The following is a 26653-nucleotide window of genomic DNA, read 5'->3' as shown; positions in this document are numbered from 1 at the left end:
GAACCGTCTTTACAACTCTCTTCCTAAGTTCAATATTAGATTGCTCAATAAATGATATAAATCACCAGCCCCCGCCGGCACCGCCTCCGCCTGAACCGAAACCTCCTCCGCCGCCAAAACCGCCAAAACTTCCGCCGCCTCCGCCAAATCCACCGGATGAACGGCCACCGCCTCCAAATCCACCGCCCCAAACTACAACACCGCCCGAACCGAGAGTATGACGTTTTCGGCCACGTCCGCCTCCGCTGCCGCCGCTCGCTTTAACCAAAATGTAAATCACTGAAAAGAGGATCACCAAAATGACTATAAAGACAATGAATGCGGGCTCATCCTCGCTTTGTTGAGGAACCGCGTCATACTCACCGGCGGCAAGACGCATTATTGTTGTGCTGGCTTCATCAAGTCCGCTGTAAAAATCGCTTCTTCGAAAGTTTGGCCTGAGGATCTGGTCTACGATTCTACCGGCACTGAGATCTGTAACAGCTCCTTCGAGGCCGTAGCCTACCTCAATCTGCATTTGGCGATCGTCTACGGCAACCAAGATTAAAACGCCGTTTTGTCGTTCGCCTTCCCACATTCGCCAGGAGTTGAAAATTGTATTGGCGGCTTCCTCGCGGGTAACTCCCTGCAGGTTATCCAAAATGGCGATGGCAATTACGTTGGATGTACTGTCGCGATAGGCTCGCAATTTTTGTTCGAGCTGCTGCTCCTGACTTGAGTTTAAAACATTGGCATAGTCGTTTACATGCCCGGAAGGTGACTGTGGAAAGTTTTGAGCTGTACCATCAGTCAAACCGATTATGAAAAACAGGCTCAGAAATATAATTGTGATTGTTGCAGTCAGATGTCGGTTAGTCATCATTTTGAATTTCTCTATTATCCTTAAAACTTATTTCATTGCCCAGCTCATCAGGGTCACTTCCATCGCTCGGGAAATTTATTTTTAGCTTTTCCCCGATATCCCCGACAACCTTCTCAATACCTTTTTCGAAATTCCCTTTCTTAAATTCAGAAATCAGGTTGTCAATTTCATTCTGCCAAAAATGATCTTCAACCTTTTTACTGATACCTTCATCACCGAAAATGGCAACTTTCTTATCGTTACTCGCAATATAGAGTATCACACCGTTTCTGGCTTCTGTTTGATCCATTTCCAGTTCGTGGAAAAGTACTTTGGCTCGTTCCAGGGGATCTTTTTTACACTTAAATTCGATGTGGACCCGTATTTCGCCGGTTGTATTTTTTTCGGCACGTTCTATAGCATCGACGATAAGTTTCTCATCGTCTTCGGATAAAAATTCTCTTGCTGGCATAGTAAAATTGATTAATCAAATGAAACTTCAGGAGCCTGTTCAGCACCGGCAACGGCTTCAAAATAGGCTTTCTGTTCATGGCTGAAAATCCCCGCTATCATGTTGGCCGGAAATCGGCGGATCGACGTGTTGTACTCCTGGGCTGCCCTGTTGAAGCGCATACGTTCTGTAGAGATTCGATTCTCAGTTCCTTCGAGCTGTGTTTGAAGATCGCGGAAATTTTGTGTCGCCGTCAATTCGGGATACCGTTCTACCGTAACCAATAGTCTGGACAGCGCACCGCTCAATTGTTGCTGAGCCTGGTCAAATTGCTGCAAAGCCTGTGGATTGTTTAAGTCGCCGGCTTCCAGATTGATGGAGGTTGCCCGGCTTCTGGCTTCAATAACCTGAGTGATGGTTTCCTGCTCAAAATTTGCGGCTCCACGCACGGTGCTTACGAGGTTAGGAATCAGATCAGCCCGTCGCTGATATTGATTTTCAACCTGTGCCCAGGCTTGATTTACTTCCTCTTCTTTTTCGATCAGTGAGTTGTTCAACCCCACTGCATAAATCACGATAAAAGCGATAACCCCAACGCCAATCCAGGTCTTGATATTCATTGATTTCAGATATTTAATTTTAGATTAATTGACTAAAAGCGAATATACGAAACTGATTCGGGTTTGATTCATGTTATTTAAAAGAATGTCTGATTTGTTGATAAAGGCCGTACCTTTGGGTTGGATTTAATCAGGCAATAATTGCTAAAGAAAAGTATACATGAAACCATCTTTCGTTTATTTCGATCTCGATAATACATTACTGGATCATATCTCAGCTGAGGGAAAAGCCCAGCACTCTACCTACAATCAGTATCCGGAACTTCAGCAGGTTCCCATCGATGAATGGCTGGAGCAGTATCAAATGGTAAACCATCTGCTGTGGGAGAGTTATCAGCGAGATGAGATTGATCGCTACGAACTTCAGAGCGCCCGATTTCGAAATACGATGGAAAAGTTTGATCTGGATACCGCAAACAGTGAAGAGATCGGTAAGTATTATATGAACAGCTACAGAGAGTACTGGACGTGGGTTGATGGTGCGCAGTCCGTATTGGAACTTGTGAGTTCTAAGGTTAAATCCGGAATTATCACGAATGGTTTCAAGGAGACCCAGGAATTGAAGTTTGAGAAATTAAACATCAAAAATTACTGCAGTCCGCTGCTGATAACAGAAGAGATCGGAAAGCTGAAGCCGCACCCGATTGTATTTGATGTGGCTACAGAAAAAGCAGGAGTGCCGCGTGAAGAGATTCTCTATGTGGGCGATTCCTTTTCGTCGGATATTGTAGGCGGTAAAAACGCCGGTTGGAAAACAGCCTGGTTTACCGCACTCATCAATAAAGAAGAGAGCCGAAACGGAAATACTGAGGTCACACCTGATTTTGAATTTGATAAATTTGAGGATCTCCTTGAATATATTGAGCTTTAAATCATTCTTGAAACTATCTTCAATATCTAAAAAAATTATTGCAGACTAATTGGTAATTATAAATATAAATTTTGGTCTAGGGTTTACTTGTAAAATATTCATAAAGTTGAAAAATAATTGCAAACTATTAAGTCCTGTCCACATTTTCTTCAATCCTAGTAAAATGAATTGAAAGTTTTATTAAGAATAAATAGAACCCATAATTACCTAATTTTAGGCCTCTATTTTCTAGCATACCTTGTTTTCTTTTTTCGTCTAAATTAAGACTAGTGGCAGAGTCAAATAATACAATTGACTCCTTGTAAACTCCATGCTCAGGTAAATAAAACATTGATGTAACCCTTTGCTTTTTTATTGATTCAATATGACTACTAATTCCCTCGTCTGTGCTAAAATGATTTGATCTTTTTACAATATTTGCATAGGCACTAAGGTCAATAATTGGACAGTATGTAATTCTGTTTGGTATTGGCCTTGGATTATTTAAGTCTACATCACAGGTGTTAGAAATTATAAATACTCTTCTCTCCTTTACATTAATGTCAGGTAGAAATACAATAGGTTGTCTCTTAATTATATCACCTTGATATATTATAGTATCAGATAATTTCTCTTGAGACGAATAAATTCTTTGGTCTATGTTATCTGGAAATGATTTAAGCTCATCGAACAGCTGTTTTTTTGTTTCCGGATTAAGGTAGGTAGGTATGTGTCTCTTTATTTTTTCAAGTAATTCCATTGAATATAAAGAGTTTAATCAACTTATAAGTAAATCATCAATATATTTCATACATATAGCTATTTAGTTCGACTGGCTGTTGTTCAGAGTTTTGTAATATTCCAGATACAAAATTTTCTATGATCTGTAACTCATTAATTTCAGATGTCGATACTATTGAATATATAAGATCTGTATCAGTACCGTTGATTTCACTTAAATACTTTGAGGGATATTCTCCAAGAGATTCATTATAAACACTCTTACTTCCTATCTTAACCCTTGTAATTTTGTATCAGGTGGTGAACTTATTGCAAAATTAGTCAATAAAGGAAGTATTGCTAATAATGAAACACCTGAAGAAGTTGTTGTACTATTGCGATCATCTAATTGGTAATCTGTTATTTGAGTTTGGGTAGACATGGCATATTAGGGATGTAAGTTGTATTCAGGATTTAAAGTATCTATAAACTCATCTTTTAGCATTCCAAAAAAAACTTCTTTTTCAATTAAGTGTGCCTTATCTAAAAAGCGCCTTGGATTATCTAGAAAATCGTTTTTTAACCCATGATTTATAACATCAATATTAACAGAGACCCTTCTTTAGATAAGTTTCTGTTTCTTATATTGGAACTATTACTTAATTGCAAAATAACTGTATGATTGTCTTTAGCAAACTCATTTTTAATATAAGTATTGTTGCTAAACCAATTCTTCTTTGACAAAGTTAACTCTATATCCACATTTTTATAAATATCACTTCAAAGAAATTAATATATCGAATTCCCAATCGTTCTACTTTATCTACTATATCAATTGATTTTAGTTTTGAGAATATTTCAATAGCAAATTGTAGAAATGTCATCCCAACCATTGTAGGGATTCTTCTTTATTACTGTAATGACATTTCGGGCCAAGGTTTACGTCATATTCATCACTTGTAAATTTGAAATGAGGTTTATATTTCAAATTTGGTTCTTGCCTTCTAATTGCTTCGGGTAAATCCAAGATTCCTAATCTTTCATATTTTGGTAGAGTTTCTCTAATCTCCCTTTGGAATAACCCAAATATTGCTTCGCTAATTTCGTTGGAGGAAAACCTTACCTCAATCACGGATTCTAATATTGGACATGGTTCAATCTTGGCAGGTAATTTCATATATATGTAGCTGCAGTCTAGGTTAAAATCAAAGATACTAATTTCAAGTATTCTTTCTTAAAAGATATAAATCATACTTCATAAGCTCATAAAATTATAAAGGCGATTTTAGTTAATTTGGAAAAAATAAACCTCTTTGATCACTGCCACAAGTAGATTCTGATTCCTGCGCCGAAACCGAACCCACTGCCGTAAAATGAGTGATCCGTATCGTATTCGTCAATCGGGTCTGTTCCTGATTCCTCTCGAACATTACTCAGAATAGTCCTGTAAGACAGTTGAAGAAAGAGTGAGAATGGGTCGGATATCTGATACTCCAGATTTGTAAAACCTATGAATGAAGCGTGGACATCATCGCTGCATTGATTTTCTAAATCGAAAATAGAGTCCAGAATGGTGCGCCAGGTGGTTCGGCAATTTCGGTCTGCCATTTTAAACTCCTGAATACCCAGTCCGGGTTTAACGCGAATGTTATCGGTAAGCTGAAAAACAGCGGATGCCGAAAGCCCCGCAACGTAGGATACGGACGAATCAAATCCTCTTGCATAATGGAGGCTATACTCCATGCGTGTGTAGTCTTTATTAAAATAAGATCCCCGAAAGTGTATGGCGCTGCTGTTTACAAAGCTATCGTCATAAAACTGGAGCTCCGGTGAAAAGCTTCCCGATAGATCAAAACTGAAACCCGAATGTGTCTGAGCCTCAACGGAAAGCAAAGGGATGAGCAGTATTGCTGACAAAATGGTATAAAATTTCATCTCAATATGTTTCGATTAGACTACGATTCCCTGTATTTTAAAGAATGAACGCTGATAATTTGAAGAAAAAAAGAAAATGAACTGTTCTCATATGTATTGAGAAATACATTAGCTGATTTGAATCAGTAGTTAAAAGACAAGTAAAGAACATTGAGTCAGCGGTCAATATCAAAAATTTCTATGTACAATCTAAAAACAGATAAAAACAATGGCTAAACTAACATTAAAGGATGTAGAACTGAAGGGCAAAACCGTGTTGATGCGGGTTGATTTCAATGTGCCCATTAAGGGAGGAAAAATTTCGGACGACAATAGAATCGTTCAGGCTTTGGATTCTATCAACTATGTGGTAGAACACGGTGCCAAGTTAATCTTAACAAGTCACCTTGGGCGACCTGCCGGTGAGCCTGATCCGGAATTCAGCTTAAAACCTGTTGCTGATCACCTGAAGGATCTGGTGGATGTACCGGTTCATTTTGCAGAAGATTGCATTGGTGAAAAAGCAGACAGCGTTATTGAATCTGCAGGTGAGGGGGAGATCGTACTTCTCGAAAACGTACGGTTTCATGCTGAAGAGAAGAAGAATGATCCCGAATTTGCGAAGCAACTTGCTAAACACGCCGACCTTTTTGCAAATGACGCGTTTGGAAGCAGTCACCGTGCGCATGCATCTGTAGCCGGAGTAACTGAATTTTTACAACCTTCAGTTTCGGGCTTCCTGCTGGAAAAAGAGATCAAATACCTTGAGGAAAGCGTCAATAATCCTGAACGGCCGTTTGTAGCGATTCTGGGCGGAGCGAAGGTATCTGATAAAATCGGTGTGATTGAAAATCTTCTTACCAAAGTGGATTCCATTATCATCGGCGGGGGTATGACATATACCTTTTTAAAAGCCAAGGGTTGGGAAATAGGTGACTCCCTGGTGGAAGAGGATAAAATTGAATTGGCCGGTGAGCTGATGAAAAAAGCTGAGGAAGCGGGTGTAAACTTTATGCTACCGGTTGACTCAGTAGTTGCCAAAGAGTTCAAAAATGATGCGGAACACAAAGTTGTCGACTCAGACGAAATTGAGAAGGGATGGATGGCACTCGATATTGGTCCGCAGGCGTGTCTTGCATTTGGTAACAAAATCAAGGCGGCTCAAACGGTGGTTTGGAACGGCCCGATGGGAGTTTTTGAAATGGAGAACTTTGCCGAAGGTACTTTCACCGTAGCTCAGGCACTTGCAGAGGCAACAAAATCCGGTGCTACCACCATTATTGGCGGTGGCGATTCAGCTTCTGCAATTAAGAAAGCCGGCCTGATGGATCAGGTCTCCCACGTTTCCACCGGTGGTGGTGCGAGTCTTGAATACCTGGAAGGAAAAGAGCTGCCCGGCGTTGTTTCATTAACGGATAAGTAAATAAGGTGAGTTCGGGATAAAATTTGAAAAAAGTGTCTGAGGTTGTCCAAAAGGTAAATCAACATAGAACCAAGCTTAAATAATTTAGACTTCATATCCCTCTCTATTAGTTAGAGAGGGATATAGGGTGAGTCTGAAGGAGTAAACTAAATTATTTAAGCGCTATTTGAACAAATGTACTTTTTTGGACACCCTCCCAAGGTGTTCTTTCAAAGCTTTGATTAAGTTTTGAATTGCAAAACAACCTCAAAGCTTTTTTCAACCACCCCTAAATCACTTCGTGGGAATCGCTTCGCTCGGAGCCCCTCCTTGGAAAAGGAGGGGACTTCTCATGTTGCCAAATTCAATGAATTTAAGTACTGTCCATATTTGTGTGTCTGAGGGAGTTGTAGCCACCCACCGGTGGGTGGCTGCAAAAAAAGGTCTCCTTGTCCGATCTTTTGGGTTGATCTATAACCTAAAACCTAAACGAAGGAGACCTCATGATCGATCTAAAAGATGATCAACTGCAAGATATTATTCACAGCGTTCTAAATAAAGACGAAGGGTTAAATGAACTCTTAGAACTTATTTTGAACGGACTCATGAAAATCGAACGAACTCACTGGATGGCCAGCACCTCCGGTCCCGGTAACAAGGCCAACGGCTATCGTCCCGGCCAGGCCATCGGCCACGGGCGAAAACTCTCACTGCGCATTCCCCGCGATCGGTTAGGGAAGTTCCAGCCTGTGCTCTGGGCGATGCTGCGCGATCAGCACGAGGAAGTTCGCCGTTTGTGCTTTGAATTGTACGGAAAGGGACTTTCCGCCAGCGAAGTTGGCCAGATTACTGAGAAGATCTATGGGCAAGCCTATAGCTCTTCAGCCATCAGCAACTTTACCCAACAGCTGGGCGAACAGATCCACGAGTGGCGGCAGCGCCCGCTGGCCGGGCGATACCCGGTGATCTTGGTCGATGCCATTCACAAGAAAGTTCGCCGAGGACACGTCAGCAGTGAGGCCTTTTACGTCGTGATGGGCCTTACAGAACAGATGCAGCGAGAGGTTTTGGCCATAACGAACCTTCCCAGCGAATCCCCTTCTGGGTGGAGTGAGCTTCTGGAATCGTTAAAGGACAGAGGACTTGCGCAGACCGATCTGGTCATCGCCGACGGGCTACCAGGGCTTGATCAGGTTATCCATAAAGCTTTCCCTGCGGCCCGTCATCAAAAATGTGTGACGCATTTTAAGCGAAACATTCAAACCAAGGTCAAAGCATCCGATAAGGACGCTGTAGCCGAGGATCTCAGGGAGGTATTTTTGACCGGACAGCGCAACTATACCCGCAGACAGGCTCTCGAGAAGTTTAACGAGTTTGCCAGGCGATGGGGCAAAAAATACGATGCGATCAAGCGTCTGGTTGGCGATGAAGACATGGACTACTATTTTACCTATCTGGATTTTGACCGGCGAATCCAATCCATGATCTATACCACTAACTGGATCGAACGACTGAATAAAAAATTTCGCAGGAGTCTGAAAATTCGCAATGCGCTGCCGTCGGTTGAATCGGCCCTGTTGCTGTTAGGGAAAATGGCTATTGACACCGAAGAAACGACCTACCAATATCCAATTTATAATTTTAAATTTGACCAAACTTTATTCCCAGATGCAATCCAATAGATCCATAAGGAGATCTGAGACCAGACACACTTTTTTGGACAGTGCCTGAACTTTATATCGAACTTACGTTAAATAAATAAAATGCTCACTGTATAACTGAGCTCAGAAAAAAGTATCAGGCCTCTTTAATAAATGTTAAAGAGGCCTTTTTTTATGTCTTTGCTTTTTTCAAAGAAACCTGCTTTTTATCCTCATCCCCATCCTCTTCTTCGGCTTCTGTATTTGCAATTACGCCATTGGGCTTTAGCCTTACAAACTGCTTCTTTTGTTCGAGCCAGTTTTCGAGATACATTTTTGCTGTCTCGCTATTTGTTTTGGCAAAGTAATCAGTGATCAGCTTTTTAAGTTCTTCGGAGGAATGATTATCGAGTTCAAGCGGAGTTACATACTCCTCATTTATCTGGTGAACCTGATCGCGTCTTAAATAAAGCACACCACCGGTCATTCCGGCGCCCACGTTGCTGGAAACGGATCCGAGAATCACCACAGAGCCGTTCGTCATATATTCACAGGGATGCATTCCGGTTCCTTCCACAACAGCCACAGCTCCACTGTTTCGCACGGCAAACCGGTCGCCGGCAATTCCGTGAACGTACATGGTTCCGCCCGTGGCTCCGTACAGAGCACAATTCCCAATAATGGCATTCTCAGACGGATTATACTGTGTCTCTTTGAATGGATTGATCACCATTGTCCCGCCCGACATCGCCTTGCAGACAGAGTCGTTCGCTTCGCCCCAAAGTTTTACATGCAGTCCTTCATTCAGGAATACTCCAAAACCCTGGCCGGCACTTCCGGTAAATTCCAGATCTATTTTGCCGTTAAAGCGATGGTCTGATTCAGCTTCACCTTTTTCTTCAATTTCCGCCATTCTCTTCCGTGAAACTCGTGCCGCCATAGCTCCGGAAAGAGTTGCAAGTGCTGCCCTGTCTGTGGAATGGATGAGCCCGCTATATTCGAACTCTTCTTCGTTCTCAACAACATCTTTACACCTTTCGAAAAAGAGTTCATTAAACTTGCTGATTCCCTCGTTAAACGGGTTGCTTTGATTGTTGTATTGATGGAGATTATCCTCTGCGTCTGAAGAAAAATATCCCAGGTCAATATTTCTGGACTCTACCAATTCCTGATGGTGTTCTTTAACCTTTAGCAGATCAACGCGGCCAATCAGTTGGTCCAGTGAGTCCACACCCATTGATGCCAGATGACGTCTCACATCTTCCGCGAGAAACTCAAGCATTTTTACTACATGTTCCTTCTTGCCCTTATACTTGGCTTTGAATTTTGGGTTGTGCGTGGCGATACCCGTTGGACAGGTATTTTTTTCACAAATTCGAGCCATTACACAGCCTTCTGCAATCAACAGAAGTTTACCGAAGTCAAACCCTTCAGCGCCCAGAATGGCCGCAGAAACAATATCAGCTCCGGATTGGAGTCCTCCATCTGTCCGCAATTCTACAAATTCTCTGAGGCCGTGTTTGCAAAGAGTTTTATGAACTTCAAACAAACCGATTTCCCAGGGAAGTCCGGCGTGTTTCATTGATGTGAGGGTTGCGGCTCCTGTTCCGCCGTCTCCGCCTGAAATGTGAATTACGTCGGCTCCGGCTTTGGCAACACCAACGGCAATCGTCCCAATGTTTTCACCGGAAACCAGCTTTACGTTTACTCTTGCGGATGGCTTGATCTGCTTGAGTTCGTAAATAAGCTGTTTGAGATCTTCAATACTGTATATATCGTGCAGAGGCGGAGGAGAAATAAGATCGAATCCTGGCTCACTGTGACGTGCAAAGGCAATATCTTCATTTACTTTGACTCCCATCAGCTGACCGCCTTCACCCGGCTTGGCACCCTGGGCAATTTTGATCTGAAACTCATTTCCGGCCATCAAATACTCGGCCGTAACTCCAAATCGTCCACTGGCTACCTGTTTTGTAGATGCGGAAATACCGAGAGTGTAGTAATATGGATTTTCGCCCCCTTCACCGCTGTTCGACCGCCCCCCAATTTCTCTCATTGCGAGGAAGATATCGCGCTGCGATTCGGCACTGATGGCGCCAAAACTCATGGCTCCGGACCCAAACCGCTGAAGGATCTTACTCCGATGTTCTACTTGCTCCAATTCAATAGGATCGCCGGCTTCTTTAAAAGTGAAAAGATCTCTGAGATTTACAGGATCGGAATCTTTGCCGGCTTTTAAGTATTCATTGTAGAGTTCGATATCATCCAGAGAGAGATTTTTGTCACGAACCAGTTTGTGAACAATCTTCGACTGGGTGTTCGTCATAGAATGTTTTTCACCTTTCGTACCTCTGTTGTGTTCTTTGAAGAGAAAGGTGTGGATTGGCTTATCATCATCCGCCATCTCTTCAGAAAATTCGGAGGTGGCGTTAATTTGACGCACTACTTCTTCAATTTCAATGCCCATCACCGGAGAGAAAAGCCCGGGAAAAAACAGATCTTTCAACTCTTTGCCAATCCCCAGTGCGGTGAACAGTTTTGAAGTCTGATAGCTGCGAGCTACAGAAATACCTGATTTCGACATAATCTTGAGTAGTCCGGTGTTGAACGCTTTAATTACGTTCTCTTCGCGAATGTCTGAATCAAGATTTTTGAATTTTCTATGGTCTCCGAATCTTGCAAATTCAAGTGCCTTGTACGGACAAACAGCGGTGGCTCCAAAACCTACAAGTGCGGCAAACTGGTGCGTATTTTTTACCTCGGCCGTATCAACCACAATAGATGCGTTAAGCCGCAGGCCCGATTCATTGAGCGCGTTCACCAGAGACCGAAGCATTAAAAGGCTTGGTATAGGCGGTTGTTTGGACGTTGCATTTCGATCTGAAATGATCAGGATTGTGGCACCGTCTTTAACCGCCTTTATCGCTTTGCCGGTTATATTCCTGATGGCCGATCTGAACCCGACTTCACCATGATCTCTGGAAAACGTCATCTCAAATTCAGCCGTTAAAATTCTGGACGGCGATTTGTTAATGCCTCTGAGCGTTTTCATCTGCCCCAAAGAAAGGAGCGGTGATTCGATTTCAAAGCCGGGAAATTGTGGTATCAGCTCTTTGGGTGAGAATATGTTCGGCCGTTTTCCGAGGTACATGCTCAGGTCGGTGACCATCTTCTCGCGAATATAGTCGAGTGGAGGGTTAGTCACCTGGGCAAAGTTTTGATAAAAATAGTCAAAAAAGGAACGGGGCTGATCCGAAAACAGAGCCGGCCTGGCTGTGTCACCCATCGAACCGATCGGTTCTTTACCGTCTGTAATCATGGGCACCAGCAGATTTTCGATATCCTCGCGGGTGTATTTAAACAGGTGCTTATTAACCCGGCTGTTATCTTCTTCGGTAATTATTCCCGGTTTCAGATGTTCGAGTCGGTGCTCAAAATCGGCATCGTAATTTTCACGCGAGTAGCTTGGATCCCGGAAGTGGATTTTGCCGTTTTCGAGCTCCATTTTAATACCGTTACCGGCCTGGAGTGTGCCTTTTCTTTTTACAGCTGCGGGATCAATTTCGAACGATCCGGTTTCTGAACTCAGATAGAGATGCTCGTCAGTCATAATCCAGCGGCAAGGTCGAAACCCGTTTCTGTCGAGACGCCCGCCAATGGATGATCCATCCGAGTATGAAATAAACGCGGGGCCATCCCAGGGTTCCATTGCCCGGCTCCAGAATTTATAAAAACTGTTTCCCTGTTTTGCAGGTGGAATCATAATAGCGAGAATGTCTTCCACAAAAGGAATACTGCTTCGGTAGGTGAGGGCTTCAACCATCTCGTTAAGGCTGCCGGAGTCACTAATCTGTTGCCTTGTAAGAAGCTCATCCTTTGGCACACCAAGATATTTCTCCCTGGATATGGCCCAGGACCGGTTCCCTGTAATGGTGTTTATCTCCCCGTTATGGGCGATAATTCGGAATGGTTGGGTTTTATCCCACGAAGTTTTGGTATTGGTTGAAAAACGGCGATGAAAAAGCGCAAACCGTGTTTTGAAATCGGGATTTTGAAGATCGAGGTAAAAGTCTTTGAGAGAGTTTGCCTTGGTAAGCGCTTTATAAACAATGGTGCGCGCCGACAGAGAGGTGAAAAAGAATTCTCGAACAATCCCCTGATCCTTCTCCTTGGTGCGGGTCATCTGTTTAGCTGTGAAAAGCAGCTTATCGAACGAGCTGTCGGTGCGGCAGTGGGCCGGCCTTTTTATAATAGCGTGTAATATGTAGGGCATCGACTCCTTTGCGATGTCGCCAAGCACAGATACATCTACCGGAACGGTTCTATACTCCAGTACTTCCAGGCCGTAAAACTGAAACGTATCTTCAAAAATTCTAAGAGCTTTTCTTCTCCTTTGGCTGTAGTGTGGAGCAAATATTGTCGCCACAGCCACCTCGCCTTTTTCATATCCGAACAGTCCAAAGGGAATGTCTGTCATAATCCCGGCGCCGTCACTGGAGATAAAATCGGCGTTGCACGCCCCGCGGTGTTCTACACAGCTGAGTGCATGGAGTGCTTTCTGCAGGTTTTTGTGTGAATACTCATTATTTCTGCTGGCAATAAAACCAACGCCACAGGAAGATTTATCTTTAAAATAGTTGAAGTGATCCATAACAGGGAGGGGCTTTTTGAGAACTTCTAAAGTTTTAACACATTATAAATAATGCTATAAATCCTCAGGTTTGCAATAGATTTTATTTTGGAAGCGCTTTTTAGTTAATTAATAAGTCATAAATAATAAAATTGACTAATTAATTAAATATATAATTTGACTTGATCAGCGAAAAAGGAATGGTATATAAACCGGTATTATAGGATTTGACGAATAGATTGGGCGTGCTTAAGCTTGATTTGAATTTAAAATCTAACCCTTGCCTGAATTCCAATGTCGCTTCGGCGGTTTCCGTCAATCTCAAGGTTTCCGCTGCTGATGACATCACGGTTATCGTAAACGGTGGTTGCCGCTTTCAGCCAGAAGTCCAGCCACGAGGCTGCCCGGTAGTTTATGACCATGTACATCCGCTGTCCGCGATCGAACAGCATGGCATTGGAAAGAACGTAAAGCAGATCGTTTTCGAACTGGAACACCCTTGAATCAAAATTATCCGTATCGAACAGGGTTATCCTGGCGTCGATCCTGAAGTTTTGAAACGGGTAGAATCGAATATCCTGAAAAACAAGATAGCCCCAACTGGCGTCTTCCGGAGTGGAGCGGGCTCTGACCATATCAAAGCGGGTGCGCAGTCTAATTGAGGGATTTACCTGGTATTCTGCCTGAAATCTTGCTCCTGTTCTGTGTGTTTCGCCTAAAACCCTGAGCTCTCTTCCCATCTCATCAAAATCGGCATACTCTTCTTCCCGGAGTTTATATCTGAAAAGAGCGTAAAACTGCAAATCCCGGTTTGGGCTGTATTCAATCAAAGAGAGCCAGTCATATCCCGAAGAAGGCTGGCGCTGCTGGAAACGGGCAGCCGGAAATCGAAACTGATCGATGTAGGAACTGATTCGAACCTGTGAGCTCAGATCGTGTCTAAGCCCCAGATAAAAACCCTCTTCATTTCCCGGGTTTCCCGATTGTTCCCCGAATCCTGAACCAAAAATGGACTGAAATGAAGGTTCATAATAGCGATAAACCGCAACGGCATCGGTGCGATCTCCCAGTTTTAATTCAGTACCGCCGAGCACTCCGTAACCTCCGTTATCCGTGTAAGCGGCTTCACCAAACAGAAGCGCAGGCCCGGCAAGCAGCCTGAAGTCTGCAGAGTAACCGCTCAGTGTCTGTCCATAAAAGTTGTTGATCTGCCAGGGGAGTGTTCCTGCCTGAACGGGTCTTTCAAACCGGTTATGAAAACCGGATACACCGAAAAATCCGTACGGAACCTGAAGCCTGACTCTTCCTCCAAAAGTTTCCTGGCCTATATTTAGTCGTCTTTCACGTTCATTCAAGGTTCTGTGGTAGCCACTTTCGGTGGGGAAGCGGATATAGATTTCGTCGATCTCAGAAGCTGTACGCTGCCGGTTTGAATAGAAACCGGTGAGTTGTAATCGGTTGCCGTACGTTGCGGCAATTCCTCTGAACCCGATCATCTCCTGTGCTGATGTAAACGGGCGAACTCCCCGCTCATTTTTATTGGGGGTTCCGATTACTTCACTGCCTTTTCCAAAAGCTCCGCCACTCCAAAGCAGCAGTCCCTGACCAAATGCAACACTGAAGTCACCGATGATTAAATCCCTGAGCCGACCGTTATCCTGAAGTGCAATATGCCAGGAGGCGTAGTCGAAATCTCCGGGATGCTCAAGTGGTTCGCCGGGATCTTTGTCCTGGGTGAGATTCAGTGAGAGATGATTGCTCGTATAGCGAAACCGCTGATAGTACTTCACAGGACTTCCGACAAATCCTCCCAAAGTTTCCGGGCGCTGATATCCACGTTGCTCCTCCAGAACCTGCTGGTAGCGGCTGAATCCTTCAACACGACTGTTCCGCGTCCAATAGCGAGGATTCAGATAGAGATCCTTTCCTCGGTCCAATCCTCTACTCACTGTTACATAGGGGCGGATTTGGTTGAGCGTTGCCTGTCCGATTCCGGACACATTCATGAGATCATCCACCTCTTCAAAAGGAGCCTCTCTGTTTCGATACTCCACAATGTTTTGAGCGAGACGAAAATTTAGTCCCGGTACCTGTAAAAGCTCATCTATACCGGCACGGTTAATGTTCAACGGGCTGTTAGCCAGGTTTTGCAGAAATTCGAGAAGTTCTTCAAGATTCTGGTCGACTTCCTCACCGTCAAACTCCTCAAGTGCACGCTCAATATCCCGTTCAATCCGGGTTTGTGTTGAGTCCTGTTGTTGGGCAGCGGCACTTTCAAAAAACAGAAAAGTGATTAAGAAGCTTAGCACGACAATTTGAATAGCCCTGAAAGTGAATTGGTTTGTATGATGAGATGCAGTGAGTAGTGTCATGATCCGGCCGGTTTTAAATTCGTATGGATAGATCAAGAGCCGGGCTCATCCCAAGTGGATTATGCTGCTGAAGGGCAAAGTTTACAGCCCAACGATCACTGCCGTAACCGAATCCGAAAGAATAGGTGGATGGTTTAGTAGAAATTCCGGCCCGGGTAAAGAATGAAGTGAAAATTTCAAACTCCAGCCCGGTTCTGAAGGAGAGTGGAAATTTAATGTCTTTTACAATTTCGGCGGTAATCTGCGCAGATGAAGCGGGTTTATAGCTGAAACCTGCCGCTAACTCACGTGGAAGATCTTCGTCGGTGTCTCCATAGGCGGGTTGATTTACATTTGTAGCCCGCGCACCCATCCAGAGTGATTCGGTTATTTCTGCGGCTAGGCCTAAATCCAGTCCAAAAGCGCTCGCTGATCCATAATCTTCACCCTGATAAACATGAACGTAGGAGACGGACACTCCGTAGTGAAATCTGTCCTCGCTGTTTTTATAGGCGAGTAAAAATCGGTTCTCATTAAAAAGATTAAAACCATAGCGGTGTACGCCTGCTCCAATCGTGCCAAAATTCGTTTGAACCGTAGCTGCAGCTGCCATGTCTGTAATTTCTGCAATGCCCACATACCGGAAGCCGTAAAATGAAACCGTATTTCTCTCCGTTGAAAGGAGGGCATTGTTGTTAAAAACCGACCATTCCGATTCGGGCAGCGCAACACCTGTTTGCCCCATCGATATCGATTTTGCTCCCATTACAGATTGTGCCATTGTTTCAGAAAATACGCCAAAACAGAAAGCCACTGATAATGTTAAAATAAAAAGGGATATTATTGGAGTCCTCTTTATCATTCTCTATTGATTTCGTTTTAAGAACCTATATTATCTGAATATGAAGGATAAACTTCAAATTTCAATTTTTGTTAACGTTCTGCTTCTTTTGACTTTAACGGTTAATCTGAAAAGTTTAAATGCGCAGGAGCTTAATTGTTCGGTGACGGTTAACGACCGCCAGATAAGCGGAAGTTCAACTGAATACGTTTCTGAACTGGCACCCGCCATCGAGCGATATATGAATGAAAACAGGTGGACAAATGATCGTTATGAGGACTATGAAAGGATTCGGTGCAATATCCAGATCCTGCTGACGGATGTCGATGGTAATTCCAATTTTACGGCAGAAGCAGTCATCTCAGCAAGCCGGCCCATTTACAATACAAATCGGCAAACAACACTGATGGTGATCAACGACAGTGCCTGGCGATTTAACTATTCCAGAAACAAAAGCCTGATTTTTGATGATCTGCAGTTTGATGATTTAACCAGTTTCCTGGATTTTTACGCATACATCATTTTGGGTTATGACTACGACAGTTTCTCAGATTTAGGAGGGTCACCACACTTCAATTCTGCACTGAGTATTTTTGAAATTGCTCAGAATACCGGTGCACAGGGATGGGGCAGATCGATAGGAGCACAACGGAATCGCTTCGGGCTGATTAACGATTTAACCAATTCGTCGTACAGGGATTTTAGAAGTGCTTACTACCGATATCACCGTTTGGGACTGGATCAATTTACGCAACAGGAAGAGCTTGCCAGAAACGAAATTGTTGAGGCGCTGGATCTTATCAGGGAAAATAAACGAGTGACGAGTAACAACTATCTTTATGATCTCTTTTTTGGTGCAAAATATCTGGAGATTGTTGCCGCACTGATAGACGCATCTCCTGCCATTCGCACGGCTGCATATAACATTTTGAGCGACGCAGACCCGGCAAATACATCGGAGTATAGAAAGTTGGTGGAGTAGAAGGTTGTAGAAAACTACTTGATGAGAGTCATTTTATTAGTGAATACACCTTTGGAAGTGATTAATCTGGTGATGTAAACACCGCTGGATAAGTTCGACGCATCCCAAACTCTTTCATAGCTACCTGCAGAAAGGGTTTCGTCGATGATGGTAGCTACTTTACGACCAAGCATATCATAAATTTCAAATCTGACTTCACTCTGTATTGGAAGATTGAACCGAATTCTTGTTGATGGATTAAATGGGTTAGGATAATTTTGTTTCAGTTCAAATGAGTTTGGCAGATCTGCAGCGTCAGAGCCCGGATTGATATTTAACTCGAACTGTATATGGCTATCACTATCTCTGGTTATAACTTCATACCCTGTCTTATGTCGAGTTCCATCTGATTGATCTGCAAGATGGCTCATATCTACCAATACTTTTTTTGAATCTCTGACATTATACGTTTGGCCGGTTTGAAGGTTTACCAACTCAACTTCCCAGGCCTCCGGTATATTTTCAAAGTTTGAGAAATTAAGTTCAATGTCATCAGAAATCGGGAAACCGTCTTTATATGCGTTTATGCTGAATGGAATGGTGATTTTCGAACCAAATCGGCGTGGCAAATGATTTGTTGCAAGCCGATCATTACGATTCGTAAGGGAGTAAACCTCTAAATAATCGCTTACTCCGGGTGGTGGTAAGAGTTTGTAAGCGTCGGAATTATCAAGCCCGTAGCTGGCCGATTCGCTGAAGGAGAAGTGTGCGGTGGATTGATACCTCCTGGAGTATCTGGCATTGATGCTTATGAGAGGAGTATTTTCCTGCTGAGCAGCTTTCCCGGCAAATGAACCGCCAAAAGTTTTCGCGTCTTCACTTACAATAAGCTCCGGATTTTCATTAGCCTTTATCCAAAAACTTTGGAAAGGCGCAAGAATGCCATCATCAATATCCCCAACGCTGCCGTTCCAGGTTAAATACTGATTTGTATTGGGGTCCCACACATAAATTGTGGGATTAATATTTGTTTTGGTCCAGGATGGGTGATCCCAGTCTATTGCCGAACCATATGGATTTCCAACCATATTCCATCCGGTGTCCGCCTCAGCAGTATAAGTTACGTTCAGGTCAATTTGCCCACCTGTACCCTCATTTTCCTGTCCGTTTACCTCCAGGAGGTAGGGTAATGGATCATTATACCGTGAGTCACTATCCACATCACCAAACATGTAGACAAAATACCCTCTCCCGGGCACAATTTGATTGGCAGCATCAGTTGGGGCCCGCCATCGCTGATTATCCGTACCTTCAAAAGACTCCTCATACCAAAGTACATTAGGTTGCAAGTCGCCGGTAAGTGAAGAGCCCGTAAAACCTTGAGTAAGAACTCCGCTCAAAAAATTATCAAAGTCTGCTGCGATAGGTGATGATAACATTCGGTATCCGGGCTGGCCGTATATTTCCAACTGATAGGTCAGTTCGCCGGAAGTGACATTTTTATTATTGGCAATTAAAGATAATCCGTCCCCGATCACGAAAGCACCGTTGAGCAGATTTAGCGTACCATTAACACGGTATGACTGACTAGCCAGTACATTGTTGGCATTATCAATGGTAAGGTTGTTTACATCAATTGGAAGTGCATCTCCGGTAATTTGTTCTGATTGACCGTTATACACATAGTTTGCCTCTACACCGAAATTCCGGGTGCCGGTTTGAATGTTTCCGGTTGAGGCGGTGATTGAAATACCGTCGGCTGATCCAATTTCCAATGTTGCGCTATTTTCGAGGGTAAATTCGCCCGTGCCGGATACCACAAAACTTTCGGTCGATAAAATACCGGCTCCGTCTCCGGTGTCAACCACGTTAAGTTCGCCGGGCTCATTTAATGTGAAGTTGTCAACAAGCGTGATGGTGTGGTCTGTGTTGTTGTTACCGCCAATGAAGATAATGTCACTGGATCCCGGTGCAAATCCGGCAGGATCGCCATCGTGACCGGTAAAAGACCAGACATTCGGATTGTCGAAGTCTCCGCTTTGAATGCTGTAGTAAGTTGAGCCGGAAGCAGGCGTCAACTCGATTTCGGCTGTGTCGGTGATTGTGTCGCCATTAATTGTTCCGGAAATGGTGACAACTCCGGGGTTGGTTGATGACGTAAATGTTGCAGTATAGGTGCCGTCGCCGTTGTCTGTTACCGGACTCAAGGTTCCATCAGTAGCAGAGAGAGTGACTGTTTCTCCACCATCTGTAATGTTATTTCCGTCTTCATCAACGGCTTGAACTGTGATGTCTGAGGTAGAAGTACCATCTGCTACTAAGATATCAGGATCAGCGGCAATAGTGGTTTGAGTTGGGTCGGGTTGTACAGGAAGTTCAAATGTAATGATGATTTGGCCATCGGCTCCGGCACCGCCGATACCTTCAGCACCGCTACCGCCTCCACCACCGCCGGGAATTTCTCCGGGTAATCCGTTTCCTTCACCAGGTCCACCATTTCCACCATTACCGGTTCCGGTACCACCTTCTCCCGGATTGTTACTACCTCCGTCAACTCCATCACCTCCAGAAGCAGTTTCAAACGCGGAGCCACCACCTCCACCGCCGGTACGTCTGTTTGAAGGCCCTCCACCTCTAAGTCCGTCACCTCCATTTCCTCCGGAAAATAATATGTTGCCGGTACTATTTGCTATAGAACCACCCAACCCTCCGTTATCTTCAGTCCCTGTAGAACCACCTGCAGCTAATAACAGAGCTCCGTCTTCAAAAAAAGTGTCGCCACCGTTCTCATTAGCACTTCCTCCATTTCCTATGGTAAAGCTGTAAGTGTTTCCAGGAATAACGCTAATAACGTTACTGGCATAAGCACCTCCGCCTCCGCCGCCTCCGCCATGTGCATTAAATGAAACGCCACCGCCACCGCCACCCCATGCTTCAACGGTAATTTCGAATACTCCTTCGGGAGCCGTCCAAGTGCCGGATGTGGTAAAAGCATTTTCTTCTGTTGGAGCAGGTGGAGTAAAACTGAAATTGTTAACAACAGTTTCGGCTCTTCCAAACTGTTGGTCGGCAGATCGTGCCAGGAAACAGAACTGATCACCGGCATTTATTGTGAAGCTAACGTTTCCGGCTTGAATATCTGCCCCATTATCATCGGTTAATTGTGTAACATTTCCATTTACGATGTAGCCAAATGGGTCATAAAGAGGGCCATCAACATCATTGGATTCATAGTCCCAATCAAACTCTAAAACTCCCTCGTTGCTGCCCGGAATAGTAATACAGTAGGTGGTGTTATTAGCCGCACCTGATTGATTGTCTGAACTTATTAAACTTGAATTGAATTTGGTGCATTGCCGGTATTGACACTTCCGTTACCGCCATCAGCATCAAATGTCCAGTTTGCCGGTGCAAACTCATCTGAAAAGCCGTTTACCGGTGTTGTGAGGGATTGAGTGGAAGGAATCTGCAGGTTCATCTGCTTTGAAGCAGTACTGATTTTCAACTCTGTTGGCATTGGCTGCCAGTTCCTTGAGCTGCTGATCGTATCCTGAACGGCTCTGTCCTGCCCATAGGCTTGATTAAATAGCCCTCCTGTGAGCAGAAGTGAGAATAGGTAGATTAAAATTTTTATCGACAGAGAGTTTCTCATACCTTCAAAAAGAGTGAATACCTTGTGCAATTGGGTATTAAATAAGATACAGAGTATGCCTTGTTGAACAGAATTAGAATGCTATTATGTCTGACTGTAAGATATAATTAATTTTAATGCACTACATTGGTTTAAAGGCACTTCAAATCAACGAAAGAGTATGAAAGGAATTGTATTGGCAGGCGGAACAGGGTCACGGCTCTATCCGCTTACGAAAGTGACAAACAAGCACCTGCTTCCTGTTGGAAACAAGCCGATGATCTATTATCCGATCGAGAAACTGACCGGCGCAGGAGTTGAGGAGATTCTGATTGTTACCGGCACCGAACATATGGGCGATGTGGTAAATCTTCTCGGCTCGGGAAAGGATTTTGGATGCCGGTTTACCTATAAAGTTCAGGATGAGGCAGGAGGTATTGCCCAGGCCCTGGGGTTGGCACGTAACTTTGTCGGTGATGATTCGATGGCGGTTATTCTGGGCGATAATATCTTCGAGTCGGATTTGAGTGACGCCAGAAAAGACTTTGAGGAAAACAGCGCCCAAATCTTGATTAAAGAGGTTGATGATCCGCAGCGGTTTGGTGTGGCGGAGCTGGACGGAGATAAGATTATCGGGATTGAGGAGAAACCTGATGAGCCTAAATCGAACTATGCCGTTACCGGTATCTATTTCTACCCGCCGGATGTTTTTGATGTTATTGAAAACCTGGAGCCGTCTGACCGCGGTGAGCTGGAAATCACCGATGTGAATAATTACTACATTCGAAACGGGCGTATGAAATATTCAATTTTAGAAGGTTGGTGGACGGATGCCGGTACGCCGGACTCCTACAAGAGAGCGAACCAACTCACTACAAAAAACAAATGATATGAAGTTTTTGATTACCGGAGCGAACGGTCAGCTGGGAAGGGAGTGGATTCAGTTCCTGGAATTGAAAGGAAAACCGTTTGATGCCTTTGGTTCAAAGAAAATGGATATCACCGATAGCGAACAGGTTCGAAACAGAATAAAGGAGTGCCGGCCGGATGTTGTGATTAACTGTGCGGCCTATACCAACGTGGATGAAGCTGAGGATAAAGAGGAGTTGGCCCATTCTGTGAATGAAGGTGGAGTTGAGCATCTGGTCAATGCCTGTTTGGATTATAACTGTAAATTGGTTCACTTCAGCACGGATTATGTGTTTCCCGGCAACTTTGAAGATGGGAGTAAGTTTCCCGACGGTTATCCTGAAGATGGAGAAAAGCGGCCCGTCAACGCTTACGGCAGATCTAAACGGGCAGGTGAGATAGTTATCGAAAAGAGCGAATTGGACTGCCTGCTTATTCGGGTTTCGTGGCTTTGCGGTCCTTTCGGTAACAACTTCGTAAAAACCATGCTTCGGCTTGCAGAAACGCGGGATGAACTTTCAGTTGTAGACGACCAAAAAGGAAGCCCGTCCTTTACGTTTGATGTGGTTGAAAAAACGTTTCAGCTGCTAAATGCCGGAAAATCGGGGGTGTATCACATCAGTTCAAAGGAGAGGATTTCCTGGGCGGATTTTGCCGAAGAAATTTTCAAGCAGGCTAATGTTGAGATCACACTGCATCGAATTCCTTCATCCGAATTTCCCACAAAGGCTAAGCGTCCTGCGTTTTCACTTCTGTCCAATCAAAAACTGGAAAAAGAAGGGTTAAAAGTAGTTGCTTGGAAAGAGGGATTGTCGGTTCTTTTAGAAAAACTAAATCGTTCATTATGAAATTTGAAGAGACAAAACTACACCACGTATGGCTGATAAAGCCACGAAGTTTTAAGGATGAAAGAGGAGAGTTCCTGGAAACATTCCGCGTGGAGCTATTTAAAGAACACGGACTCGAGTTTGAGTTTGTTCAGGATAATATCTCGGTATCAAAAAAGGGAACAATCCGAGGGCTGCACTATCAGCTGCCGCCGGCATCGCAGGGAAAATTGGTGATGGTGCCTAATGGAAAAATTCTTGATGTGGCTGTGGATATGAGGCAAAACTCACCAACGTACAAACAACACTTTTCTACAATATTGAGCGGTGAAAATCGGTATATGATGTTCATACCATCAGGCTTTGCACACGGCTTTTCGGTCCTTTCCGATGAGGCGACGGTTTACTATAAATGCAACAATTACTACAACAAAAAATTGGAACGGGGAATAAAATGGGACGATCCCGAACTCAATATCAACTGGAAAGTGGAGAGCCCGATTTTATCAGATAAAGACAAAAATCTGCCTTATTTGAGTGAAATGGATGAGCAGGATCTGTTTTAATCTATTTAGTGTCTCCAAGAAAACGACAATCTCTGCGTTTCGCTTCGCGGGATAAAAGAGGAGCACTTGCTCAAAAAATGCTTATGTACACATAGTACACTCCGCTTTTTTGACCATCGCGCGCCTTGATCTTGACGGTTTCTTAGGACACTATGAGTTTTTTATAAACACTATTTAAGATAAAGATGCCTCAAATGATGCAATACGTCACATTGAGCGCAATTTCGAAGGTGCTTTTTCCTCGAAATGAAGTCGAAATGTGTTTTCGACTCCGATCCGACCAAAAAAGCGGTCGAATCTGCGCTCAAACTGACGATTATCAATAAAATTGTATTGAACTAAAGAAATTAGACCGAAGAACATGAAATTAATTGTAACGGGTGGCGCGGGATTCATAGGTTCAAACCTGATCCTTTTTCTGCATGAAAACTATCCTGATGTTGAGATTTTAAATCTCGATAAACTCACTTACGCATCAGATATTAACTACCTGGCTCCCTTGAAACAGTCGGGCCGTTATCATTTCAAAAAGCTTGATCTGGTAGATCGGGTAGCGGTTCAAAAGACGGTTAAAACCTGGAAACCGGACGGGGTATTTCATCTCGCGGCCGAATCTCATGTAGACAACTCCATTCAGGGACCGGAACCTTTTATTCTATCCAACGTGGTGGGCACGTTTAACATCCTGGAAGAGTGTCGGCAGTTCTGGAACAGTGCTGAATCCGATCCGGATAGCCCAAAACGATTTCTGCACGTCTCAACAGATGAGGTTTACGGCACGCTCGGGGATGAGGGTTCCTTTACGGAGACCACACCCTATGCGCCAAACTCTCCATACTCTGCTTCAAAAGCGGGGAGCGATATGATAGTACGATCATATTTTCACACCTTTGGTTTGAATACGGTGATAACCAACTGCTCTAACAATTACGGTCCGCATCAGCATGATGAAAAACTGATTCCCACCGTAATAAGAAAGGCTTTGAAGAAAGAAGAAATTCCCGTTTATGGGAGTGGTGAGAATGTACGTGACTGGCTTTATGTGAAAGATCACTGCTCGGCACTGATGACGGTTTTTCAAAATGGAAAGGCGGGCGGGCACTACAATATTGGCGGTGAAAATGAGTGGAAAAATATCGATCTGGTTCGTTCTATTTGTGATATCCTGAACCGGGAAGTTGGGGAAGGGCCGGAGGATGATTATCAGAATCTGATCACTTTTGTAAAAGATCGTCCGGGACACGATTTCAGATATTCCGTGGATATACAAAAAATTAAAGACGAACTGGGATGGGCGCCGTCAGAGAATTTCATGGAGAAACTGGCGGAAACCGTACGCTGGTATATCGAGCGGTATTCGTAGAGGTGCCGCCGGTTATAAGAAAATGACTTCGGTATGAAACTCCCCGTGTTCTCCAAATGGATCGATTGAATCCGGAAGAGAATGGATAAATTTTTGATCAAATAGGGTTCCCGGTTTGATGAAGTCCCGAAATTCCCTGCTCACACTTCGGATTCGAATTTCTACGGGTTGTTCATCAAGCATGGAAAGCAGCTCAGCCGGAGATTTTCCCCAAATTGGGAAGTGAGTTTGAAATCCAAGTTTTCCAAATTCCTGTTCTCTCCACTGACGGATATCCTGCAGGTGAAGATCACCAAAAATCAGATCCTTAACCGAAAATGGAGCGGCTGTAAATTCGATCTTCAAAGCTGAAAGGTATGACTGATTATCAACCGGATGCGATAGCGGAATGGTGATAAGCGGGAGTTCCAATTGTAATGCCTGACGCTGAATTCGGCTTACCGGTATTTCCTGATACGGCACTACTCCGGATTCATCATCAAAAGTTGTGACCAAAATGGGGTCTGGTTTAGACTGATTCTGCCACTCTAACAGTGCGAGATAGGAATCCTTGCCGCCGCTCCAGAACAGTACAGGTTTTTCAGGCTTTGGATTTGTTGAATGCATGGCTAATTTCAACGGAATGATCAGGTTATTGCCCCTGTTAAAATCACGAATGTAAGTCAACTTGAGTTCTATATAAGAAAACTTAAACTGATTTAAACAATTCTCCCCTAAAAAGGGGAGATTAAGAGGGGTGTCAAGAGGATATTTTAATATAATTGATGAATATCTCCCTTACCGAACGTTTTCGGGACTCTTTCATTCATAAAATTCACCTTGAATTGAAATTAAAAATCAAACTACAAAAAGATTAATCGATGAGTAAAAAACAGTTTTGGCTGATGAAATCCGAGCCGTACGCCTACAGTATTGACGACTTAAAACGAGACGGCCAGATTAGATGGAGCGGAGTGAGAAACTACGAAGCCCGAAACATCATGAGAGATGAAATGAACATTGGTGATCGTGCGTTTTTCTACCATTCCAATGTAAAACCGCCCGTAATTGCCGGGGAAATGGAAGTTTGCACCGAGCCATACCCTGATCCGCTCCAGTTTGATCCGGACAGTAAATACTTCGATCCCAAAAGCAGTGAGAGTGATCCGCGGTGGCAGCTGATTGATGTGAAATTCATTCAGAAATTTGATAAGCCGGTTACCCGTGATGAGCTGAAGGAACACGAAGATTTATTGGAGATGCAGCTTTTCAAGCGAAACAGACTTTCCATTACCGAGGTGACCGAAGAGCAGTACGAAAAGATTCTAAAGCTGGCTGAGGAGTAGGAGGCTGTCCCAAAAGATACTTTTCATCGAGCACCGCTTAAATAATTTAGGCTTTTCTTTCAGACTCACCCCTGACTGCGCTGAAGCTTCGGAAGGCAGGCTATTTCCCTCTCTAACGAATAGAGAGGGATTTGTTGGCTAAATTATTTAAGCTTGTTTTCATCTTTGTGCACTTTTTGGACAGCCTCACCACTATTAGGCGGGAAGGGTGTCAGTGAATAAAATTGGTTTAATAACGACACACTGTATTTACAGTCGAGCGATATAGATATTTTATCTTCAATCTTTCACAATAACAAATCGCTTAAATTCAAAAAACTATGACAAAAGTAACCGGGATTGGCGGGATTTTCTTTAAGTGTGATGATCCCGAAAAAATGAAAGAGTGGTATAACAAAAATCTGGGGCTTGATACTGATGCATACGGAACAAACTTTGAATGGAGGCAGAGTGCCGATCCGGAAAAGAAAGGATTCACACAGTGGAGTGTAAACAGCAGAAATGCCAAATATGCCGGTTCATCTGATCAGCAGTTTATGATCAACTATCGGGTTGAAAACCTGTTGGAAATGGTCGCAGAGCTTAAAAAGAAGGGAGTTCAGATCATAGATGATATTGAAGAGTTTGACTATGGAAAGTTTGTGCACATAATAGATGCAGAGGGGAACCGGGTGGAGCTTTGGGAGCCAAATGATGAGGAATATGATAAAATTGTTGATGGGAGAACAAAATAGTTTAGCCGTTTGCAATTGCAGGTTTACTGTTACGATGATTAGTCTTTTGTAGAACTGTAGAACTGTAGAACTGTAGA

The 26653-nt window shown here is 43.8% G+C and carries 23 protein-coding genes; 10 read left to right on the top strand and 13 right to left on the bottom strand.

The window, feature by feature from the left end:
• Positions 1 to 61: 61 nt before the first annotated feature.
• The 3 genes from U5K35_RS03755 to U5K35_RS03745 are packed head-to-tail and all read right to left on the bottom strand — an operon-like array spanning position 62 to position 1912.
• Complete coding sequence (locus tag U5K35_RS03755; protein WP_322570132.1) at positions 62 to 862, bottom strand: TPM domain-containing protein; 801 nt, start codon at positions 860 to 862, stop codon at positions 62 to 64.
• Positions 852 to 1313: a TPM domain-containing protein gene (locus U5K35_RS03750; protein WP_322570131.1), complete on the bottom strand. Its 462-nt coding sequence runs from the start codon at positions 1311 to 1313 to the stop codon at positions 852 to 854. Before U5K35_RS03750 ends, U5K35_RS03755 begins: the two co-directional genes overlap by 11 nt.
• An 11-nt stretch (positions 1314 to 1324) precedes the next feature.
• On the bottom strand, positions 1325 to 1912 hold the full coding sequence (locus tag U5K35_RS03745; protein ID WP_322570130.1) for a LemA family protein: 588 nt from the start codon (positions 1910 to 1912) through the stop codon (positions 1325 to 1327).
• Between the two features lie 160 nt (positions 1913 to 2072).
• On the opposite strand from U5K35_RS03745, the gene U5K35_RS03740 reads away from it, so the two are divergent.
• On the top strand, positions 2073 to 2783 hold the full coding sequence (locus tag U5K35_RS03740) for an HAD-IA family hydrolase (RefSeq protein WP_322570129.1): 711 nt from the start codon (positions 2073 to 2075) through the stop codon (positions 2781 to 2783).
• 127 nt (positions 2784 to 2910) lie between these two features.
• On the opposite strand, the gene U5K35_RS03735 is transcribed toward U5K35_RS03740, so the two are convergent.
• From U5K35_RS03735 to U5K35_RS03725, 3 genes are all read right to left on the bottom strand, one after another.
• Positions 2911 to 3522 carry a hypothetical protein gene (locus U5K35_RS03735; RefSeq protein ID WP_322570128.1) on the bottom strand — a complete coding sequence of 204 codons (612 nt, stop codon included), beginning with the start codon at positions 3520 to 3522 and terminating at the stop codon, positions 2911 to 2913.
• 840 nt (positions 3523 to 4362) lie between these two features.
• Positions 4363 to 4659, bottom strand: a complete 297-nt coding sequence (locus U5K35_RS03730; protein ID WP_322570127.1) for a TIGR04255 family protein — start codon at positions 4657 to 4659, stop codon at positions 4363 to 4365.
• 140 nt (positions 4660 to 4799) lie between these two features.
• Entirely contained in the window at positions 4800 to 5417 is a 618-nt protein-coding gene (locus U5K35_RS03725; protein ID WP_322570126.1) for a hypothetical protein, read from the bottom strand.
• Between the two features lie 208 nt (positions 5418 to 5625).
• On the opposite strand from U5K35_RS03725, the gene U5K35_RS03720 reads away from it, so the two are divergent.
• Both U5K35_RS03720 and U5K35_RS03715 read left to right on the top strand, forming a co-directional pair.
• Positions 5626 to 6819 carry a phosphoglycerate kinase gene (locus tag U5K35_RS03720; protein ID WP_322570125.1) on the top strand — a complete coding sequence of 398 codons (1194 nt, stop codon included), beginning with the start codon at positions 5626 to 5628 and terminating at the stop codon, positions 6817 to 6819.
• A gap of 482 nt (positions 6820 to 7301) precedes the next feature.
• Positions 7302 to 8480, top strand: coding sequence for an IS256 family transposase (locus U5K35_RS03715; protein WP_322569745.1), 1179 nt, complete (start codon positions 7302 to 7304; stop codon positions 8478 to 8480).
• A 151-nt stretch (positions 8481 to 8631) separates the two neighbouring features.
• On the opposite strand, the gene gltB is transcribed toward U5K35_RS03715, so the two are convergent.
• The 3 genes from gltB to U5K35_RS03700 form a co-directional block, all read right to left on the bottom strand.
• Positions 8632 to 13089: a glutamate synthase large subunit gene (gene gltB / locus U5K35_RS03710; RefSeq protein ID WP_322570124.1), complete on the bottom strand. Its 4458-nt coding sequence runs from the start codon at positions 13087 to 13089 to the stop codon at positions 8632 to 8634.
• A 245-nt stretch (positions 13090 to 13334) separates the two neighbouring features.
• Complete coding sequence (locus tag U5K35_RS03705) at positions 13335 to 15440, bottom strand: helix-hairpin-helix domain-containing protein (protein WP_322570123.1); 2106 nt, start codon at positions 15438 to 15440, stop codon at positions 13335 to 13337.
• 13 nt (positions 15441 to 15453) lie between these two features.
• Positions 15454 to 16200 (bottom strand): hypothetical protein, encoded by a 747-nt coding sequence (locus tag U5K35_RS03700; protein ID WP_322570122.1) that lies wholly within the window; start codon positions 16198 to 16200, stop codon positions 15454 to 15456.
• 121 nt (positions 16201 to 16321) lie between these two features.
• On the opposite strand from U5K35_RS03700, the gene U5K35_RS03695 reads away from it, so the two are divergent.
• Complete coding sequence (locus tag U5K35_RS03695; protein ID WP_322570121.1) at positions 16322 to 17242, top strand: DUF4835 family protein; 921 nt, start codon at positions 16322 to 16324, stop codon at positions 17240 to 17242.
• Positions 17243 to 17256: 14 nt separating this feature from the next.
• On the opposite strand, the gene U5K35_RS03690 is transcribed toward U5K35_RS03695, so the two are convergent.
• The 3 genes from U5K35_RS03690 to U5K35_RS03680 form a co-directional block, all read right to left on the bottom strand.
• Positions 17257 to 19926 carry an invasin domain 3-containing protein gene (locus U5K35_RS03690; protein WP_322570120.1) on the bottom strand — a complete coding sequence of 890 codons (2670 nt, stop codon included), beginning with the start codon at positions 19924 to 19926 and terminating at the stop codon, positions 17257 to 17259.
• Between the two features lie 104 nt (positions 19927 to 20030).
• Positions 20031 to 20327: a hypothetical protein gene (locus tag U5K35_RS03685; RefSeq protein WP_322570119.1), complete on the bottom strand. Its 297-nt coding sequence runs from the start codon at positions 20325 to 20327 to the stop codon at positions 20031 to 20033.
• Positions 20328 to 20549: 222 nt separating this feature from the next.
• Complete coding sequence (locus U5K35_RS03680) at positions 20550 to 20873, bottom strand: hypothetical protein (protein ID WP_322570118.1); 324 nt, start codon at positions 20871 to 20873, stop codon at positions 20550 to 20552.
• Positions 20874 to 21033: 160 nt separating this feature from the next.
• Here U5K35_RS03680 and U5K35_RS03675 point away from each other — a divergent pair, with 160 nt between their 5' ends.
• The 4 genes from U5K35_RS03675 (at position 21034) to rfbB (ending at position 24517) form a co-directional block, all read left to right on the top strand.
• Complete coding sequence (locus tag U5K35_RS03675) at positions 21034 to 21741, top strand: sugar phosphate nucleotidyltransferase (protein WP_322570117.1); 708 nt, start codon at positions 21034 to 21036, stop codon at positions 21739 to 21741.
• A gap of 1 nt (position 21742) precedes the next feature.
• Entirely contained in the window at positions 21743 to 22609 is an 867-nt protein-coding gene (gene rfbD / locus U5K35_RS03670) for a dTDP-4-dehydrorhamnose reductase (RefSeq protein WP_322570116.1), read from the top strand.
• Entirely contained in the window at positions 22606 to 23154 is a 549-nt protein-coding gene (gene rfbC, locus U5K35_RS03665) for a dTDP-4-dehydrorhamnose 3,5-epimerase (protein ID WP_322570115.1), read from the top strand. Before rfbD ends, rfbC begins: the two co-directional genes overlap by 4 nt.
• A gap of 361 nt (positions 23155 to 23515) precedes the next feature.
• Complete coding sequence (rfbB, locus tag U5K35_RS03660) at positions 23516 to 24517, top strand: dTDP-glucose 4,6-dehydratase (protein ID WP_322570114.1); 1002 nt, start codon at positions 23516 to 23518, stop codon at positions 24515 to 24517.
• Between the two features lie 12 nt (positions 24518 to 24529).
• Here the strand turns inward: rfbB and U5K35_RS03655 are convergent, their stop codons facing one another.
• Positions 24530 to 25123, bottom strand: coding sequence for a hypothetical protein (locus U5K35_RS03655; RefSeq protein ID WP_322570113.1), 594 nt, complete (start codon positions 25121 to 25123; stop codon positions 24530 to 24532).
• A 254-nt stretch (positions 25124 to 25377) separates the two neighbouring features.
• On the opposite strand from U5K35_RS03655, the gene U5K35_RS03650 reads away from it, so the two are divergent.
• Both U5K35_RS03650 and U5K35_RS03645 read left to right on the top strand, forming a co-directional pair.
• Positions 25378 to 25842 carry an EVE domain-containing protein gene (locus U5K35_RS03650; RefSeq protein WP_322570112.1) on the top strand — a complete coding sequence of 155 codons (465 nt, stop codon included), beginning with the start codon at positions 25378 to 25380 and terminating at the stop codon, positions 25840 to 25842.
• A gap of 320 nt (positions 25843 to 26162) precedes the next feature.
• Positions 26163 to 26576 (top strand): VOC family protein, encoded by a 414-nt coding sequence (locus U5K35_RS03645; protein ID WP_322570111.1) that lies wholly within the window; start codon positions 26163 to 26165, stop codon positions 26574 to 26576.
• Positions 26577 to 26653: the final 77 nt, after the last annotated feature.

Origin of the sequence: Rhodohalobacter sp., assembly GCF_034521535.1 — a bacterium.
Lineage (GTDB): Bacteria > Bacteroidota > Rhodothermia > Balneolales > Balneolaceae > Rhodohalobacter.
Note: the sequence above shows the minus strand (reverse complement) of the source record. Positions and strands in the feature narration are given on the sequence as shown.

What these genes read in the sequence shown, in the direction of transcription:
- U5K35_RS03720 (WP_322570125.1), top strand. Translation starts at nt 5,626, where the DNA reads ATGGCTAAACTAACATTAAAGGATGTAGAACTGAAGGGCAAAACCGTG.
- rfbD (WP_322570116.1), top strand. Translation starts at nt 21,743, where the DNA reads ATGAAGTTTTTGATTACCGGAGCGAACGGTCAGCTGGGAAGGGAGTGG.
- U5K35_RS03750 (WP_322570131.1), bottom strand. Translation starts at nt 1,313, where the DNA reads ATGCCAGCAAGAGAATTTTTATCCGAAGACGATGAGAAACTTATCGTC.
- U5K35_RS03705 (WP_322570123.1), bottom strand. Translation starts at nt 15,440, where the DNA reads ATGACACTACTCACTGCATCTCATCATACAAACCAATTCACTTTCAGG.
- U5K35_RS03730 (WP_322570127.1), bottom strand. Translation starts at nt 4,659, where the DNA reads ATGAAATTACCTGCCAAGATTGAACCATGTCCAATATTAGAATCCGTG.
- rfbC (WP_322570115.1), top strand. Translation starts at nt 22,606, where the DNA reads ATGAAATTTGAAGAGACAAAACTACACCACGTATGGCTGATAAAGCCA.
- U5K35_RS03725 (WP_322570126.1), bottom strand. Translation starts at nt 5,417, where the DNA reads ATGAAATTTTATACCATTTTGTCAGCAATACTGCTCATCCCTTTGCTT.
- U5K35_RS03755 (WP_322570132.1), bottom strand. Translation starts at nt 862, where the DNA reads ATGATGACTAACCGACATCTGACTGCAACAATCACAATTATATTTCTG.
- U5K35_RS03675 (WP_322570117.1), top strand. Translation starts at nt 21,034, where the DNA reads ATGAAAGGAATTGTATTGGCAGGCGGAACAGGGTCACGGCTCTATCCG.
- U5K35_RS03650 (WP_322570112.1), top strand. Translation starts at nt 25,378, where the DNA reads ATGAGTAAAAAACAGTTTTGGCTGATGAAATCCGAGCCGTACGCCTAC.
- U5K35_RS03685 (WP_322570119.1), bottom strand. Translation starts at nt 20,327, where the DNA reads ATGCCGGTGATCAGTTCTGTTTCCTGGCACGATCTGCCGACCAACAGT.
- rfbB (WP_322570114.1), top strand. Translation starts at nt 23,516, where the DNA reads ATGAAATTAATTGTAACGGGTGGCGCGGGATTCATAGGTTCAAACCTG.
- U5K35_RS03745 (WP_322570130.1), bottom strand. Translation starts at nt 1,912, where the DNA reads ATGAATATCAAGACCTGGATTGGCGTTGGGGTTATCGCTTTTATCGTG.
- U5K35_RS03735 (WP_322570128.1), bottom strand. Translation starts at nt 3,522, where the DNA reads ATGGAATTACTTGAAAAAATAAAGAGACACATACCTACCTACCTTAAT.
- U5K35_RS03695 (WP_322570121.1), top strand. Translation starts at nt 16,322, where the DNA reads ATGAAGGATAAACTTCAAATTTCAATTTTTGTTAACGTTCTGCTTCTT.
- U5K35_RS03655 (WP_322570113.1), bottom strand. Translation starts at nt 25,123, where the DNA reads ATGCATTCAACAAATCCAAAGCCTGAAAAACCTGTACTGTTCTGGAGC.
- U5K35_RS03680 (WP_322570118.1), bottom strand. Translation starts at nt 20,873, where the DNA reads ATGAGAAACTCTCTGTCGATAAAAATTTTAATCTACCTATTCTCACTT.
- U5K35_RS03700 (WP_322570122.1), bottom strand. Translation starts at nt 16,200, where the DNA reads ATGGCACAATCTGTAATGGGAGCAAAATCGATATCGATGGGGCAAACA.
- U5K35_RS03715 (WP_322569745.1), top strand. Translation starts at nt 7,302, where the DNA reads ATGATCGATCTAAAAGATGATCAACTGCAAGATATTATTCACAGCGTT.
- gltB (WP_322570124.1), bottom strand. Translation starts at nt 13,089, where the DNA reads ATGGATCACTTCAACTATTTTAAAGATAAATCTTCCTGTGGCGTTGGT.
- U5K35_RS03645 (WP_322570111.1), top strand. Translation starts at nt 26,163, where the DNA reads ATGACAAAAGTAACCGGGATTGGCGGGATTTTCTTTAAGTGTGATGAT.
- U5K35_RS03740 (WP_322570129.1), top strand. Translation starts at nt 2,073, where the DNA reads ATGAAACCATCTTTCGTTTATTTCGATCTCGATAATACATTACTGGAT.